This is a genomic window from Pseudomonas sp. 37 R 15 (assembly GCF_900004865.1).
In the GTDB taxonomy this organism is placed as follows: domain Bacteria; phylum Pseudomonadota; class Gammaproteobacteria; order Pseudomonadales; family Pseudomonadaceae; genus Aquipseudomonas; species Aquipseudomonas fluorescens_AM.
In genome coordinates this window covers 18921-34991 of record NZ_CVTV01000049.1, presented here as the reverse complement: position 1 = coordinate 34991, position 16071 = coordinate 18921, and the positions used below count along the sequence as shown (strand labels likewise).

Here is a 16071-nt window from a genome sequence, read left to right as displayed (position 1 = left end):
TGCATGGCATCATTGCGAGCTTAATCGCGGTATACAGCGCAGGTTTGAGCCGTTAACGTAAAGCAAAGCCGTTTATAGAGGAAGGACTCGTGGAACACTCGCTCTTAGTTTGGTTGTTGCCGACTCTTGCCCTGGTTGCCGGTGTCGCCATTGGATTCCTGGTTGCTCGCCTGCTGCCGAATGCCGCGCCTAACCGCACGCAACGTCAGCTGGATGACATTCAGGAACGTTTTGACAGTTATCAGAACGAGGTTGTTACCCACTTCAACAGCACCGCGACCCTGGTCAAGAAGCTCACCCAGAGCTACCAGGAAGTACAGGATCACCTCGCCGATGGCGCAAACCGCCTGGCCCTCGACGACATCACCCGCCAGCGCCTGCTGGCCGCGCTGCATTCCGATGCACCGCAAACCCCGCGGGAACGCCTGACCCCGCCCCGGGAAAACCAGGAACCGCCGCGGGACTACGCGCCAAAAACGCCGGACGCTCCAGGTATGCTGGATGAGCATTACGGCTTGAAGAAGTAATACATCTTCAAACCATTGAAAAGCCCGGCTGATCGCCGATCAGCCGGGCTTTTTGTTGGGGCTCGGTTTTCCTGACACTGGAGATTCAATGTGGGAGGGGCTTGCTCCCGATTGCAGTGTGTCAGACCCGAATCAGGTGACTGACAGACCGCCATCGGGGGCAAGCCCCCTCCCACACTGACCGAGTTTGTCCTCAGGCCGGTTGCTGCTCCTGCAACCGCCCACCCTCGATCCGCACATGCCGCCCGTGGAAGCGCTTGAGGCTGCTGCGATGACCCACGCTGACGATGCTCAGCCCCGGCAGCTCATCGATCAGCGCCTGATACAACCTTGCCTCATCCTCTTCATCCATGGCCGAGGTGGCTTCGTCCATGTACAGCCATTGCGGCGCGAACAACAAGGCGCGGGCAAAGGCCAGGCGCTGCTGTTCGCCCGGCGAGAGCATGCGCTGCCAGTGATTGGCTTCATCAAGGCGACCAACCAGATGCGGCAAGCGGCAGGTTTCCAGCACCTGTGCATAACGTTGCGCCGGGTAAGCGTTGTCGTCCTGTGGATAACTCAACACCGCTTTCAACGTGCCAATCGGTAAATACGGCTTCTGCGGCAGAAACAGATAGCGCGTCGCCGGTAGACGAATGCTGCCATGGCCTGCCGGCCACAAGTCGCCCATTGCGCGCAGCAGCGTACTTTTACCGCTGCCGGAACGCCCGCTGAGCATCACGCGCTGGCCGGGTTCCACAGTCATGTCGGCATCGGTGAGCAAGTGACGGCCGTCAGCCAGGTCCATGCCCAGATCCCTGATCACCAGACGCTCGCCTTCAGGGCGCACATCAATGGCCGGGGCCCGTTGCTCGTTGTCGCTCATCGCCTGCTGGAAGCTCAACAGACGATCGCTGGTGGCGCGCCAGGTTGCCAGTTCCGAATAGGCGTTGATAAACCAGCTGAAGTTCTCCTGCACGTTGCCGAACGCCGAATTGATTTGCATCAGCTCGCCCAGCTCGATCTTGCCGGTGAAGTAGCGCGGCGCGGCGACGATAAACGGGAAGATGATCGCAATCTGGCTGTAGCCGGAGGTGAAAAAGGTCAGGCGCTTGGACACTTTCATGATGTCCCAGAAGTTGTGCCAGACCTGGCAGAAACGCGTGCTCAGGCGTTGCCTCTCGTTCGGTTCACCGTTGTACAGGGCGATACTCTCGGCATTCTCACGTACCCGCACCATGGAAAAGCGCAAGTCCGCTTCGAAGCGCTGTTGCTGGTTGCTCAGGCCGATCAAGCGGCGGCCGATCAAATGCGTCAGCCAACTGCCCACGGCGGCATACAGCAGCGCGCACCAGAACATGTAGCCGGGAATGGTGAGGCCGAACACCTCGATGCTGCCCGACACGCCCCACAGGATGATCGAGAACGACACCACGCTGACCACGTTGCGCAACAGCCCCAGGCCCAGGCTCAAGGTGCTGGAGGTGAACGTATTGAGGTCTTCGGAAATCCGCTGGTCCGGGTTATCGGTGTAGCCGCCCTGCTCCAGCTGGTAGTAGTTCTTGTGGGCGAGCCAGCGTGCGAAGTGCTGTTCGGTCAGCCAGGCACGCCAGCGGATGGTGAGCATCTGGGTCAGGTACAAGCGGTACACCGCGCCCAGGATCGCCACGGCCGCAATGCCGCCGAAGTAACCGATCAATTGCCAGAAAGCCGCCGTGTCCTTCTTCTCCAGCGCGTTGTAGAAATCCTTGTACCAGTGGTTGATCCACACCGAGATCGCCACGCTGAACAGCGACAAACCAATCACGGCGGCCAGCAGCAACCAGGCCCTGCCCTTCTCTTCACTGCGCCAATACGGCGTGATCATCGCCCAGGTTCGGCGGAAGAATTGCCCGCGCACCGCATCATTGACCGCGGAGTACTCAGCGTTCTGATTCATCGTTCAGGCTCGGTAGGGAAATATGACAGGCGTTTGAACCGATCAGAGGCGATCGGTTCAGGGCTCCGTGCGGCCTGAAGCAGCTTGTTCAGTGTTCGTTCAGCGCCGTACCGGGCGCTTCTGCAATTTACGTTGCAAGGTACGGCGGTGCATGCCCAACGCGCGAGCAGTGGCGGAGATGTTGCCTTCGTGCTCGGTCAGCACGCGCTGGATGTGTTCCCATTGCAGGCGGTCCACCGACATGGGGTTTTCCGGCACCAGGGTATCGAGGTCGGCGTGCTCGGACAGCAGCGCGGCGAGCACGTCATCGGCATCCGCCGGCTTGCACAGGTAGTTGCAGGCGCCACGCTTGATGGCTTCGACGGCAGTGGCGATGCTGGAATAGCCGGTGAGGATCACCACGCGCATTTCCGGGTCAAGTTCGAGCAGCTTGGGCAACAGCACCAGGCCCGAGTCGCCGTCCATTTTCAGGTCGAGCGCGGCGTAGTCCGGCAGGTCGGCCTGGGCGATGGTAAAGCCCTCTTCGGCTGAGCCTGCGGTGCTGACGCGAAAGCCGCGACGGCTCATGGCGCGCGCCATCACGCGGGTAAAGGTGGCGTCATCATCTACCAGCAACAGGTGCGGCAGTTCTTCGCCTTCGACTTGGATCTCGTCACTCATCGATATCTCCTCGTGCGACACGGGGCAGGCGCAGCTCGGTGAGCGTGCCGCCTTCCTCATGACTATAGAGCTTCACTGAGCCGCCCGCGCGGGTCACGCTGGCCTTGCTCAAAAACAGGCCGAGGCCGAAACCTTTGCCCTTGGTGGTAAAGAAGGGTTTGCCGATCTGCTCGGCGATGGCCAGCGGCACGCCCGCGCCGTGGTCACGAATGCTGATGGTGACGTTTTCCGCGTCCCAGTCCAGCTGCACGCCGAGGCCTTCAGGGCAGGCGTCGGCGGCATTGTTCAACAGGTTGAGCAAGGCCTGGGTGAGATCCGGCGGCGGCGCCATGCGCGGCACACTGCCCTGGCCCAACAGGCTGAAACGGTAACTGGCTTCGGGGCGCATCAAGTGCCAGCGGTTCAGGGCTTCGTCAAGCCACTGGGTGACATCCTGCATCTCTACCGCCAGACGCCGATTGGCTTCGGCGGCGCGTACCAGTTGCTGCAGGGTCAACTTGCACTGCTTGACCTGTTCCTGCAGCACGCTCAGGTCATCCTGCAACGCCGGGTCGTGATGGTCCTGGGTCATTTCCTTGAGTAGCACGCTCATGGTCGCCAGCGGCGTGCCCAGCTCATGGGCGGCACCTGCCGCCTGCGTGGCGACCGCCAGCAATTGCTGGTCGCGCAGGCCTTCTTCGCGGCGAATCGCGCGCAGCTCTTCCTGACGGCGCAACTCTTCGGCCATGCGCGCGGCAAAAAACGTGATGACGGCGGCAGACAAGGCAAAGCTGAGCCACATCCCGTAGATCTGCAGATTTTCCCGAGCGATCGGAAAGGTTTGCAAGGGATAGAATTGCGCCAGCAGCAGCGTGTACAGCGTCAGCGCAATGCCCGACAGCACCACCGAATAGCGCCAAGGCAAGGTCACGGCGGCAATGGTCAGTGGCACCAGGTAATAAGACACAAACGGGTTGGTGGAACCGCCAGAGAAGTACAGCAACACACTGTGGATAAACAGGTCGCAGGCCAATTGCAGCGCGTATTCCAACTCGGTGACCGGCCAGGTGGTACGCAAGCGGATGGCGGTAAACGCACACAGCACGCTGGAGAAGCCGAGGGTCACGGCCAGTTGCAGCCAGGGCAGCGGTAGCAGGTCGAACCAATAGGCAAGCCCGACGGAACCGGCTTGTGCGGCCAATACCAGGGTGCGAATGAACGTCAGGCGCCAGAGGTTCTGGCGGGTGGCGGAAGTCAGTTTTACGGCGGCGAGCATGAGCTCTCCCGATGAGCGCTGCAGGCGGATCGGCACGAGTATAAACGAAGCAGCGCCCCGGCATTGGGTGTGTGGCTCTTTGACGCAGTGGGCGCTGCAGCTATAAGACAGAAGCTGCAAGCTGCAAGTCAACTTCGCTTTCACTTGTAGCTTGTAGCTTGCAGCTTGCAGCTTGAAACTTTTTACAAATCCCTAAACCCGAAGAACCCGATCCCACCGTCTACAGTCATACCGAACACGACAATCTCAAGGAGCTTTCATGTCCCGTTTCATTCGCAGTGCCGCTGTCCTCACCCTCGGCGCCAGCGCCCTGGCCAGCCTGCCGGCCATGGCCGCCGATGAACTGCATTACAACCAGATCTCCCTGCGGGCCGAAGTCAGCCAGGAAGTGGCGCGCGACAAGATGATCGTGACCCTCTACACCGAATCGCAGAACGCCGACCCGGCCAAGCTCGCCGCCGAAATCACCACCAGCATCAACACTGCCCTGGGCCAGGCCCGCGAAGTCAAGGCCGTGACCCTGCGCCAAGGCAGCCGCAACAGCTACCCGATCTACGACAGCAAGAACCAGAAAATCACCGGCTGGCGTGAACGCGCCGAACTGCGCCTGGAAAGCGCGGACTTCCCGGCGCTGTCCAAACTCACCGGCGAGCTGTTGAACACTCTGAAAATGGACAGCATGGACTTCGCCATCGCTGACAGCACGCGCAAGGCCAGCGAAGATGCGATGCTCAAAGACGCGGTCGCAGCGTTCAAGGCCCGTGCGCAACTGGCAACCGATGCACTCGGCGGCAAGGGTTACAAAATCGTCAACCTGAATTTCAACACCAACGGCTATCCGATGCCCTACGCACGCGGCGCCATGATGATGAAAGCGGCGATGGCCGATTCAGCGCCCACGCCTGAAGTGGAGGCCGGCACCAGCCAGGTCAACATGAGTGCAGACGGCGTGATTGAAGTGCAGATGCAGTGACCCCTACCTGACAACCCTGAACGGCGGTAACCTCGGTGACCGCCGTTTTCATTTGCGCAGCTTTTACAGGGTTGCGATTTCAGGGGTCTCCATGGACAGAATTGCCTTCAAACCGCTCCTCCTTGCCGCAGGCCTGCTGGCCTTTATGCCGCTGGCCAACGCCTCCACCACCCTGGTGTACTGCTCCGAAGCCAGCCCCGCCGGCTTCGACCCCAGCCAATACACCAGCGGCACCGACTTTGACGCCTCCGCCGAAACCGTGTTCAACCGCCTCACCCAGTTCAAGCGTGGCGGCACCGAAGTCGAGCCCGGCCTCGCCACCCGCTGGGATGTGTCCGAAGACGGCCTCACCTACACCTTCCACTTGCGCGATGGCGTCAAGTTTCACACCACCGACTTCTTCACCCCGACCCGCGACTTCAACGCCGATGATGTGGTGTTTACCTTCACCCGCCTGCTGGATGCCGAGAGCCCGTTTCGCAAGGCCTACCCCTCCGAATCGCCCTACTTCACCGACATGGGCCTGAACACCACGATCAAAAGCGTCGACAAACTCGACGACCACACCGTGCGCTTCAACCTGAACAACGTCGATGCCTCGTTCGTGCAGAACCTGGCCATGAGTTTCGCCTCGGTGCAATCGGCCGAGTACGCCGCCCAGCTCCTCAAGCAAGGCAAGGCCGAGGACATCAATCAGAAACCGGTGGGCACCGGACCGTTCGTGTTCAAGCGCTACCAGAAAGACTCGCAGATCCGCTACGCCGCCAATAAACAGTATTGGAAACCCGAGGATGTGAAACTCGACAACCTGGTATTCGCCATTACCCCGGACGCCGCCGCGCGCCTGCAGAAACTCAAGGCCGGCGAATGCCAGGTCAGCGGCTACCCGCGCCCCGCCGACATCGAGGTGATGAAGCAGGACCCTGACTTGCGAGTGCTCCAGCAGGCTGGCTTGAACCTGGGTTTCCTGGCGTACAACGTCACCCATGCGCCGCTGGATCAGCTCAAAGTGCGCCAGGCCCTGGATATGGCCATCGACAAGCCTGCGATCATCAAGGCGGTTTACCAGGGTGCCGGACAATTGGCGCAGAACGCACTGCCACCGGCGCAGTGGTCTTATGACCCGGCCATCAAGGATGCGCCTTACGATCCGACCAAGGCCCGGGCGCTACTAAAAGAAGCAGGGGTTGCACCAGGTACCACCATCAATCTCTGGGCGATGACCGTGCAACGCGCCTCCAACCCGAATGCGCGCATGTCGGCACAAATGATCCAACAGGATTGGGCCAAGGTCGGCATCAAGGCCAATATCGTCAGCTATGAGTGGGGCGAATACATCAAGCGCGCCAAAAATGGTGAACATGACGCGATGATTTATGGCTGGACCGGCGACAACGGCGACCCCGATAACTGGCTCGGCGTGCTCTACAGTTGTGCCGCGGTCAAGGGCAGCAACTACGCCAAGTGGTGTAACCCGGCGTATGACAAGCTGGTGCAGCAGGCCAAGGTCAGCAACGATCGCGAACAGCGCATCAAGTGGTATCAACAGGCGCAAAAAATCCTTAAGGAACAAGTACCTATAACGCCTATTGCGAACTCTACGGTTTTCCAGCCAATGCGCAAGCAAGTGCGCGACTTCAAGATCAGCCCGTTCGGGCTGACACCGTTCTATGGTGTGAGTCTAGATAAGTAACAACAACGCCCCAATCGAGTGCGCTAGACGCCTCGTTTGGGCTTTTCCGGTGCGCCCGACGCACCGAAAAAACCCGTCAAACAGACAAATTATGTCGAAACTTTCATAAATGCGACATTCTTGTACGCTCGTCCCACTGTTTGGCGCTTGCAACCGTTCAACATCTTGCAATGGGTATGGCGCCTGCATAAGTATCCGCAGGCCGACTCACGAGGTCGCCCTCACCACCAAAAATGACAACAAATCATGAGGCCAACATGCTTAAACACGCAGTCCTTCCGTTATTAGTGAGCGCTGGCCTTATGGCCGCAGCCCCATTTGCCCAAGCGGCAACTAACCTGGTGTTCTGCTCCGAAGGGAGCCCGGCCGGTTTTGACCCAGGCCAGTACACCACCGGAACAGACTTCGATGCCTCGGCCGAAACCATGTTCAACCGCCTGAGCCAGTTCGAACGCGGCGGCACCGCCGTGGTGCCTGGCCTTGCCACCAGCTGGGACGTGTCCCCTGACGGCCTGACGTATACCTTCCACCTGCGCGAAGGCGTCAAGTTCCACACCACACCGTACTTCAAGCCGACTCGTGAATTTTCGGCCGACGACGTACTGTTCACGTTTAACCGGATGATCAATAAAGACGATCCATTCCGTAAGGCCTACCCTACCGAGTTCCCGTATTTCACGGACATGGGGATGGACACCAACATCAAGAACATCGAGAAAATCGATGACCACACCGTCAAGTTCACCCTTGGCACCGTGGACGCCGCGTTCATTCAGAACATGGCAATGAGCTTCGCCTCGATCCAATCCGCCGAATACGCCGCGCAATTGTTGAAGGAAGGCAAACCCGCCGACATCAACCAGAAGCCGGTCGGTACGGGTCCGTTCGTGTTCAAGAGCTACCAGAAAGACTCGAACATTCGCTATACCGGCAACAAGGACTACTGGAAACCTGATGACGTGAAGATCGATAACCTGATCTTCGCCATCACCACTGATCCGTCGGTGCGTATCCAGAAGCTCAAGAAAAACGAATGCCAGGTCACCCTGTTCCCACGTCCGGCCGACCTCAAGGCGCTGGGTGAAGACAAAGACCTGAAACTGCCGCACCAGGCCGGTTTCAACCTGGGCTACGTGGCCTACAACGTGATGGACAAGGTCAAGGGCAGCGATCAGCCAAACCCGCTGGCGGACCTGCGCGTACGTCAGGCGCTGGACATGTCGGTGAACAAGCAGCAGATCATCGACTCGGTGTACCAGGGTGCCGGTCAATTGGCCGTCAACGCCATGCCGCCGACCCAATGGTCCTACGACACCACCATCAAGGACGCCGCCTACAATCCTGAGAAAGCCAAGGCGCTGCTCAAGGAAGCCGGCATCAAGGAAGGCACCGAGATCGTGCTGTGGGCCATGCCGGTTCAGCGTCCGTACAACCCGAACGCCAAACTGATGGCCGAGATGCTGCAGAACGACTGGTCCAAGATCGGCTTGAAGGTCAAGATCACCAGCTACGAATGGGGCGAATACATCAAGCGCTCCAAGGGCGGCGAGAACCAGGCCATGATCATTGGCTGGAGCGGCGACAATGGTGACCCGGACAACTGGCTGAACGTGCTGTTCGGCTGCGACTCGCTGTCGGGCAACAACTTCTCCAAGTGGTGCGACAAGAAATTCGACGGCATCGTGAAAGAAGCCAAGAAAACCTCGGATGTCGCCAAACGCACCGAGCTGTACAAGCAGGCGCAACATGTTCTGAAAGACGCAGTTCCGATGACACCTATCGCGCACTCGACGGTGTATCAACCCATGCGCAACACCGTGCAGGACTTCAAGATCAGCCCGTTTGGCTTGAACTCCTTCTACGGCGTCAGCGTAAGCGGCAAGTAAGGATCAATAACGGCGACGTGTCACAACGTCGCCGTTATTTCATCCGCCTGGACCGTAGGAAACAGACCACATTTTAAGCGCTGCTGTCCTACAGTAATGAACTGCGCTTCATGTCTCCGTTACCTACAAGGTCAATCCGATTTGGCGTATTTACTGTGAAGTCCGCGACCCATAACGTCGTAGGACAGCAGAGGCCCAAATTTGAGAAAGGAACTCGCTGTGTGTGGGATCAGTGATGTCTCCCTGGCTGTGGCCAGTGGGATCGCTCGCTGTTGATAACTACAAACAAGGATCGGGATCGTCATGCGCCATACCACCGTTCTATCCGCACTGTTTGCCACCAGCCTTCTGGCCGTGGCCACCATGGCTCAAGCCGCCGACAAGAAGAGCCTGGTGTTCTGCTCCGAGGGCAGCCCGGCAGGCTTTGACACCGCGCAATACACCACCGCCACCGACAACGATGCCGCAGAGCCGTTGTACAACCGCCTGGTCGAGTTCGAAAAAGGCGCAACTGACGTAGTGCCTGGGCTGGCAACCAAATGGGATATTTCCGAAGACGGGCTGACCTACACGTTTCACCTGCGTGAAGGGGTGAAGTTCCACAGCAACAAGGAATTCAAGCCGACGCGCGACTTCAACGCCGACGACGTGCTGTTCACCTTCAACCGCATGCTTGACCCCGACCATCCGTTTCGCAAGGCCTACCCTACCGAGTTCCCCTACTTCAACGGGATGAGCCTGAACAAGAACATCGCCAAGGTCGAAAAAACCGATCCGCACACCGTGGTGATCACCTTGAACACGGTCGACGCCGCGTTCGTGCAAAACATCGCCATGAGCTTCGCCGCGATCCTCTCCGCCGAGTATGCCGAGCAGTTGCTCAAGGAAGGCAAACCCAGCGATATCAACCAGAAGCCGATCGGCACCGGCCCGTTTGTGTTCCAGCGTTACCAGAAAGACTCGCAGATTCGCTACGTGGCGAACAAACAGTACTGGGACCCGAGCAGGGTCAAGCTCGACCAACTGATCTTCGCCATCAACACCGACGCTTCGGTGCGTGTGCAGAAGCTCAAGGCCGGCGAGTGCCAGGTCACCCTGCACCCGCGCCCTGCCGATGTCGACGCGCTCAAGGCCGACCCGAACCTGCAACTGCTGACCAAGCCGGGCTTCAACCTCGGCTACATCGCCTACAACGTGCGCCACAAGCCATTCGACCAGCTTGAAGTGCGCCAGGCGCTGGACATGGCGGTGAACAAGCAGAGCATCCTCAACGCCGTGTACCAGGGTGCGGGGCAACTGGCAGTGAACGCCATGCCGCCGACCCAGTGGTCCTACGACGACAGCATCAAGGACGCCGCCTACAATCCGGAAAAAGCCAAGGAACTGCTCAAGGCCGCCGGCGTGAAGGAAGGCACCGAGATCACCCTCTGGGCGATGCCGGTACAACGTCCGTACAACCCCAACGCCAAGCTGATGGCTGAAATGCTGCAGAACGATTGGGCCAAGATCGGCCTGAAAGTGAAGATCGTCAGCTACGAATGGGGCGAATACATCAAGCGCACCAAGAACGGTGAGCACGATGTCAGCCTGATCGGCTGGACCGGCGACAACGGTGACCCGGACAACTGGCTGGGCACCCTCTACAGCTGCGACGCCATCGGCGGGAACAACTACTCCATGTGGTGTGACCCGGCGTACGACAAGCTGATCAAGCAAGCCAAGGTCGTCACCGACCGCGAACAAAGGACTGTTCTGTACAAACAGGCGCAGCAACTGCTCAAGCAGCAGGTGCCGATCACGCCAGTCGCCCATTCGACGGTCAACCAGCCGTTGAGCGCCAAAGTCGAAGGTTTCAAAGTGAGCCCCTTCGGCCGCAACGTGTTCTCGGGCGTCAGTATCACCCCATAAAAAAAATAACCGGATTGCGCAGGGCGACGTAGGCCCTGCGGCAAACGTGCAGCCTTTTGTTGGGATTTTTCCTACGGCAAACGTTTGCAATAGCTTGAACGAGTTACACACCCAATAGCCGGTTCACCTAAAAAGACCGGCATAAAAAAGAGAACCAAAGGAGCTTCACCCATGAAACTGAGCAGCAAAGCGCTTCTGGCCCTGGCCATCAGCAGCATCACGGCCACCGCCTACGCTGAAACGCAGAGCCAGGACTTCGTTCCTACCACTCTGGCCGGCACCAGCGCCCAAAGCGAGGCCAAGGGCTTCATCGAAGATTTCAGCCTGGGCGGCACCACGCGTAACTGGTACTCCCATGAAAGCAAATACCGTGGGGGCACCTTCGCTTACCAGAAGCATGGCCAAACCCTGACCGACCGCAACCGTACCAACTGGGTGCAGGGCACCATCCTCAACGCCAGCTCGGGTTTCACCCAGGGCACTGTCGGCGTCAAGACCGAAGTGGCGGTGTACAACGCGCTGGTCCTGGACCGCAGCAAGCGTGATATCAAGGGCGGCTCCAACCGCACCCTGGCCGATTCCAACGGTGACGCCGTCGACCAGTGGAGCAAACTGGGCCTGGCCAACGTGCAGTTCCGCGTGTCCAACACCACACTGACCGCCGGTCGCCAGAATTTCAGCAGCGGCATCGTCGACACCATCGGCAACCGTGCGCTGCCTTCAAGCTTCCAGGGTGTGAGCTTCAACAGCGAAGAGTTCAGCAACCTGTCGTTCCAGGGCGGCGTGTTTGACCGCGTTTCCCCGCGTAGCGAACAGAGCCTGTCGAAATTCCGCAGCGAATACGGCAACGGCGCAGAAACCGACAAAGTCTCCACCCTGGGTGTGAACTACCAGCCGCTGAAAAGCCTGAAGACCAGCTTCTTCGCCGCCAACGTGAAGGACTTCTGGAACCAGTACTACTTCGGCGCCACCCACGAATTGGGCGACGCTCAACAACTGGGCCTGACCACCGGCTTCAACTACTACAAGACGGTCGATGAAGGCAAAAAAGAGATGGGGGAAATCGACAACGATACCTTCTCCCTGTCCCTGGGCCTGACTCACCAGGCCCACAGCCTGACCTTCGGCTACCAGCAAGTGAACGGTAACGAGTACTTCGACTACCTGCACGAAACCAACGGCATCTACCTGGCCAACTCCCTGACGTCTGACTTCAACGGCCCGAACGAGAAATCGCTGCAGATCGCCTATGCCATCAACATGGCCGAATACGGCGTGCCAGGCCTGAAGTTCAACGCCTACTCGGCCCGCGGCTGGGGCATCGACGGTACTCACTACACCGGCAACAACGGTCGCGCCAAGTTCGCCTACGACGGCATTCAGTCCCAGGACGGCGAGAAACACCAGGAATACGGTGTAGGCGCCTCTTACGCCCTGCAAAGCGGCCCACTCAAAGCCACTACCGTGCGCGCAACGTATGTTGAGCACCGTGGCAGCGAGTTCCAGTCCGACGGCAGCATCAAAGAGTTCCGTCTGGTCACCACCATCCCGTTCAACATTCTTTAATTAGCGCCAGGTAAGCGGCGGGCTCAGGACGAGCCCGCCGTCTTCGCGTTTCTGGCTCCATCGATTGCAGAGGGCTCTGAATGAAAATGCTCCCGTTACAAGCTGCCATGGCCGCTGCGCTGCTGAGCGTGGCGATCGGCGTTTCGGCCAAACCGCTGGTGGTCTGCACCGAAGCCAGCCCGGAAGGTTTCGACCCGGTCCTGTACACCACCGCCGTGACCGCTGACGCCGCTGCCGAAACCATGTTCAACCGCCTGGTGGACTTCAAGCCCGGCACCACCGAAGTGGTTCCAGCGCTCGCCAAGTCCTGGGACATCAGTGATGACGGCCTGACCTATACGTTCCACCTGCGCGACGACGTCAAGTTCCACACTACCGATTACTTCAAGCCCACGCGCAACTTGAATGCCGACGATGTGCTGTGGAGCTTCCAGCGCCAGTTGGACCCGAAACACCCGTGGCATAACAAGTCCACCACCGGTTTCCCTTATTTTGAAAGCATGGGTTTCAAGGAACTGCTCAAGAGTGTCGAGAAGGTTGACGACCACACCGTGGTCTTCACCCTGACGCGCCCTGAAGCACCGTTCCTGGCCGATGTCGCAATGCCGTTCACCGCTATCCACTCCGCCGAATACGCCGACAAGCTGCTCGCCGCCGGCAAGACCGACGAACTCAACAGCAAGCCGATCGGCACCGGCCCGTTCATCTTCATCCGCTATCAGAAAGACGCTCAGGTGCGCTTCAAGGCCAACCCGGAATACTTCCGTGGCAAGCCGCCGGCCGACCCGTTGATCCTGGCCATTGCGGTCGACAACAATGTGCGCCTGCAAAAGCTCAAGGCCAACGAATGCCAAATCGCGCTTTATCCCAAGCCGGATGATCTGCCGAGTATCAAGAAAGATCCGAACCTGAAAGTGGATGAGCTGGCGGCCATGACCACCAGCTACACCGCCCTGAACACTACCCACAAGTACATGAGCGACCCACGGGTACGTCACGCGATCAACATTGCGTTCGACAAGGCCGGCTACACCGACGCCTTGTACGGCAAAGGCAACGCAGTCGTCGGCACCGGCCCGTATCCACCGACCTTGCTGGGCTTCAATGACAAGCTCAAGAACCCGCCCCGCGACCTCGACAAAGCCCGCGCCCTGCTCAAGGAAGCCGGCGTACCGGAAGGCACCGAGTTCACGCTGTTCACCCGTAACGGCGGTGGCCCGACCAATCCCAACCCGATGCTCGGCGCGCAGCGCATGCAGGCGGATCTGGCGCAGATTGGCCTGAAGGTCAATATCAAGGTCATGGAATGGGGCGAGATGCTCAAGCGCGCCAAAGCCGGCGAACACGACATGGTTTCCGCCGGCTGGGCCGGGGATAACGGGGACCCGGACAACTTCCTCACCCCAAACCTGAGTTGCGATGCGGCGAAAAACGGCGAAAACTACGCCCGCTGGTGTAACAAAGAATTTCAAGGCTTGATCGACAAGGCCCGCGCCATCGCTGAACCCGCTGAGCGCGCCGCACTCTATGAACAAGCCCTGGATGTGTTTGAAAAGGATCAGCCATGGATTCCAATGGCTTACCCGAAAATGTTTACCGCCATGCGCAAGAACGTCGAGGGTTATACCCAAAGCCCTCTGACGAACAATAACTTCGCCACCACCCAGGTGAAGTAAATAAGAAAAACGCTCGGCGCCGTCGCTATTGACGGCGCCGAACCTGCCTAACCGGCTGATTGAGGTATACACCAAGATGTTTAGTTTTATTGCCCGCCGACTGGGGTTATTGATCCCCACGTTCTTCGGCATCACGTTGCTGACCTTTGCGTTGATTCGCATGATTCCAGGCGACCCCGTAGAAGTCATGATGGGCGAGCGGCGGGTTGACCCCGAAATGCATGCCCAGGCAATGGAACGCCTTGGCTTGAACAAGCCGTTGTATGCGCAATACCTGGACTATGTGGGCAAACTTGCCCAGGGCGACCTCGGCGAATCCCTGCGCACCCGCACCAGCGTGTGGACCGAGTTCACCGCACTCTTTCCGGCGACCCTGGAACTGTCCATGGCCGCCCTGTTGTTCGCCGGTATTCTGGGCCTGCTGGCCGGGGTGATCGCGGCACTCAAGCGAGGGTCCCTGTTCGACCACGGGGTGATGGGCATCTCCCTGGCGGGCTATTCGATGCCGATCTTCTGGTGGGGCCTGATCCTGATCATGTTCTTCTCGGTGAGCCTGGGCTGGACCCCGGTTTCCGGGCGTATCGACCTGCTCTACGACATCGAGCCACGCACCGGTTTCATGCTGATCGACACGTTGCTGGCCGATGAGCCGGACGCGTTCTGGGACGCCTTGCACCACTTGATTCTGCCGGCCATCGTGCTGGGCACCATCCCGCTGGCAGTGATCGCGCGGATGACCCGTTCGTCGATGCTCGAAGTACTGCGTGAGGACTACATACGCACCGCCAAGGCCAAGGGCCTGTCGCCGGCGCGCGTGGTGTTCGTGCACGGCCTGCGCAACGCGCTGATCCCGGTGCTGACCGTGGTCGGCCTGCAAGTCGGCACGCTGCTGGCCGGCGCCGTACTGACCGAAACCATCTTCTCGTGGCCCGGCATCGGCAAATGGCTGATCGAAGCCATTGGCGCGCGGGACTACCCGGTGGTGCAGAACGGCATTCTGTTGATCGCCTGCCTGGTGATCCTGGTGAACTTCGTGGTGGACATCCTCTACGGCTTCGCCAACCCACGCATCCGTCACCAGCGCTGAGATCATGACCATGACTACCTCTACTCCAGTGTCAGCAGTCGATCAGAGCCTGCTGTACCCGTCCCCGTACAAAGAATTCTGGCAAGCCTTCTCCAAGAACAAAGGCGCGGTTGCCGGCCTGCTGTTCATGCTGCTGATCGTGTTCTGCGCAATCTTCGCACCGTGGGTTGCACCGCATAACCCGAGCGAGCAATACCGCGATTTCCTGCTCACCCCGCCCGCGTGGCTGGAAGGCGGGCAGATGCAGTTCCTGCTCGGCACCGACGAACTGGGCCGCGACCTGCTCTCGCGCCTGATCCAGGGTTCGCGCCTGTCGCTGCTGATCGGCTTGTCGTCGGTGGTGATGTCGCTGATTCCGGGCATTCTCCTTGGCCTGTTCGCCGGGTTCTTCCCGCGGCTGCTCGGCCCGACCATCATGCGTTTGATGGACATCATGCTGGCCCTGCCCTCGCTGCTGCTGGCTGTGGCGATTGTCGCGATCCTCGGCCCTGGCCTGATCAACACCGTAATTGCTATCGCCATCGTGTCGCTGCCTTCCTACGTGCGCCTGACCCGCGCTGCGGTAATGGGCGAGTTGAACCGCGACTACGTGACTGCCGCGCGCCTGGCCGGTGCCGGCCTGCCACGCCTGATGTTCATCACCGTGCTGCCCAACTGCATGGCGCCGCTGATCGTACAGGCGACCCTGAGCTTTTCCTCGGCGATTCTCGATGCCGCGGCCCTGGGCTTCCTTGGCCTTGGCGTCCAACCGCCAACGCCTGAGTGGGGCACCATGCTGGCCTCGGCCCGTGACTACATTGAACGCGCCTGGTGGGTCGTGAGCCTGCCGGGTCTGACCATTTTGCTCAGCGTGCTGGCAATCAACTTGATGGGTGACGGCCTGCGCGACGCGCTGGACCCGAAACTCAAGAACGCCGCCTGA

General features: G+C 59.6%; 12 protein-coding genes. 9 read left to right on the top strand and 3 right to left on the bottom strand.

Going from position 1 to position 16071, the window contains the following annotated elements:
* Positions 1–89: 89 nt before the first annotated feature.
* Positions 90–527 (top strand): YhcB family protein, encoded by a 438-nt coding sequence (locus BFQ04_RS15540; protein WP_057724532.1) that lies wholly within the window; start codon positions 90–92, stop codon positions 525–527.
* Between the two features lie 193 nt (positions 528–720).
* On the opposite strand, the gene BFQ04_RS15535 is transcribed toward BFQ04_RS15540, so the two are convergent.
* From BFQ04_RS15535 to BFQ04_RS15525, 3 genes are all read right to left on the bottom strand, one after another.
* Positions 721–2445 carry an ABC transporter ATP-binding protein/permease gene (locus BFQ04_RS15535; protein ID WP_065951584.1) on the bottom strand — a complete coding sequence of 575 codons (1725 nt, stop codon included), beginning with the start codon at positions 2443–2445 and terminating at the stop codon, positions 721–723.
* A 99-nt stretch (positions 2446–2544) separates the two neighbouring features.
* Positions 2545–3105 carry a response regulator transcription factor gene (locus tag BFQ04_RS15530; protein WP_010213178.1) on the bottom strand — a complete coding sequence of 187 codons (561 nt, stop codon included), beginning with the start codon at positions 3103–3105 and terminating at the stop codon, positions 2545–2547.
* Complete coding sequence (locus BFQ04_RS15525; protein WP_065893639.1) at positions 3098–4360, bottom strand: ATP-binding protein; 1263 nt, start codon at positions 4358–4360, stop codon at positions 3098–3100. The genes BFQ04_RS15530 and BFQ04_RS15525 overlap by 8 nt, the downstream gene beginning before the upstream one ends.
* 259 nt (positions 4361–4619) lie before the next feature.
* Between BFQ04_RS15525 and BFQ04_RS15520 the strand changes: the two genes are divergently transcribed.
* The 8 genes from BFQ04_RS15520 to BFQ04_RS15485 all read left to right on the top strand — a co-directional run bounded on the left by BFQ04_RS15520 (position 4620) and on the right by BFQ04_RS15485 (position 16071).
* Complete coding sequence (locus tag BFQ04_RS15520) at positions 4620–5333, top strand: SIMPL domain-containing protein (protein WP_065951583.1); 714 nt, start codon at positions 4620–4622, stop codon at positions 5331–5333.
* A 91-nt stretch (positions 5334–5424) separates the two neighbouring features.
* Complete coding sequence (locus BFQ04_RS15515; RefSeq protein WP_065951582.1) at positions 5425–7026, top strand: ABC transporter substrate-binding protein; 1602 nt, start codon at positions 5425–5427, stop codon at positions 7024–7026.
* A 257-nt stretch (positions 7027–7283) separates the two neighbouring features.
* Positions 7284–8912: an ABC transporter substrate-binding protein gene (locus BFQ04_RS15510; RefSeq protein ID WP_065951581.1), complete on the top strand. Its 1629-nt coding sequence runs from the start codon at positions 7284–7286 to the stop codon at positions 8910–8912.
* A gap of 303 nt (positions 8913–9215) precedes the next feature.
* A complete protein-coding gene (locus tag BFQ04_RS15505) occupies positions 9216–10820 on the top strand; it encodes an ABC transporter substrate-binding protein (protein ID WP_065951580.1) in 1605 nt (534 codons plus the stop codon).
* Positions 10821–10991: 171 nt separating this feature from the next.
* The gene (locus BFQ04_RS15500) at positions 10992–12386 is read left to right on the top strand and encodes an OprD family outer membrane porin (RefSeq protein ID WP_065951579.1); all 1395 of its coding nucleotides are present in this window, start codon (positions 10992–10994) and stop codon (positions 12384–12386) included.
* A gap of 80 nt (positions 12387–12466) precedes the next feature.
* Positions 12467–14062: an ABC transporter substrate-binding protein gene (locus BFQ04_RS15495; RefSeq protein WP_065951578.1), complete on the top strand. Its 1596-nt coding sequence runs from the start codon at positions 12467–12469 to the stop codon at positions 14060–14062.
* 76 nt (positions 14063–14138) lie between these two features.
* Entirely contained in the window at positions 14139–15149 is a 1011-nt protein-coding gene (locus tag BFQ04_RS15490) for an ABC transporter permease subunit (RefSeq protein WP_003171721.1), read from the top strand.
* A 10-nt stretch (positions 15150–15159) separates the two neighbouring features.
* A complete protein-coding gene (locus tag BFQ04_RS15485; protein ID WP_005784738.1) occupies positions 15160–16071 on the top strand; it encodes an ABC transporter permease subunit in 912 nt (303 codons plus the stop codon).

Bases quoted from the DNA above. Each gene is read 5' to 3' on its own strand.
- BFQ04_RS15535 (WP_065951584.1), bottom strand. From the start codon at position 2,445: ATGAATCAGAACGCTGAGTACTCCGCGGTCAATGATGCGGTGCGCGGG.
- BFQ04_RS15530 (WP_010213178.1), bottom strand. From the start codon at position 3,105: ATGAGTGACGAGATCCAAGTCGAAGGCGAAGAACTGCCGCACCTGTTG.
- BFQ04_RS15525 (WP_065893639.1), bottom strand. From the start codon at position 4,360: ATGCTCGCCGCCGTAAAACTGACTTCCGCCACCCGCCAGAACCTCTGG.
- BFQ04_RS15520 (WP_065951583.1), top strand. From the start codon at position 4,620: ATGTCCCGTTTCATTCGCAGTGCCGCTGTCCTCACCCTCGGCGCCAGC.
- BFQ04_RS15515 (WP_065951582.1), top strand. From the start codon at position 5,425: ATGGACAGAATTGCCTTCAAACCGCTCCTCCTTGCCGCAGGCCTGCTG.
- BFQ04_RS15510 (WP_065951581.1), top strand. From the start codon at position 7,284: ATGCTTAAACACGCAGTCCTTCCGTTATTAGTGAGCGCTGGCCTTATG.
- BFQ04_RS15505 (WP_065951580.1), top strand. From the start codon at position 9,216: ATGCGCCATACCACCGTTCTATCCGCACTGTTTGCCACCAGCCTTCTG.
- BFQ04_RS15500 (WP_065951579.1), top strand. From the start codon at position 10,992: ATGAAACTGAGCAGCAAAGCGCTTCTGGCCCTGGCCATCAGCAGCATC.
- BFQ04_RS15495 (WP_065951578.1), top strand. From the start codon at position 12,467: ATGAAAATGCTCCCGTTACAAGCTGCCATGGCCGCTGCGCTGCTGAGC.
- BFQ04_RS15490 (WP_003171721.1), top strand. From the start codon at position 14,139: ATGTTTAGTTTTATTGCCCGCCGACTGGGGTTATTGATCCCCACGTTC.
- BFQ04_RS15485 (WP_005784738.1), top strand. From the start codon at position 15,160: ATGACTACCTCTACTCCAGTGTCAGCAGTCGATCAGAGCCTGCTGTAC.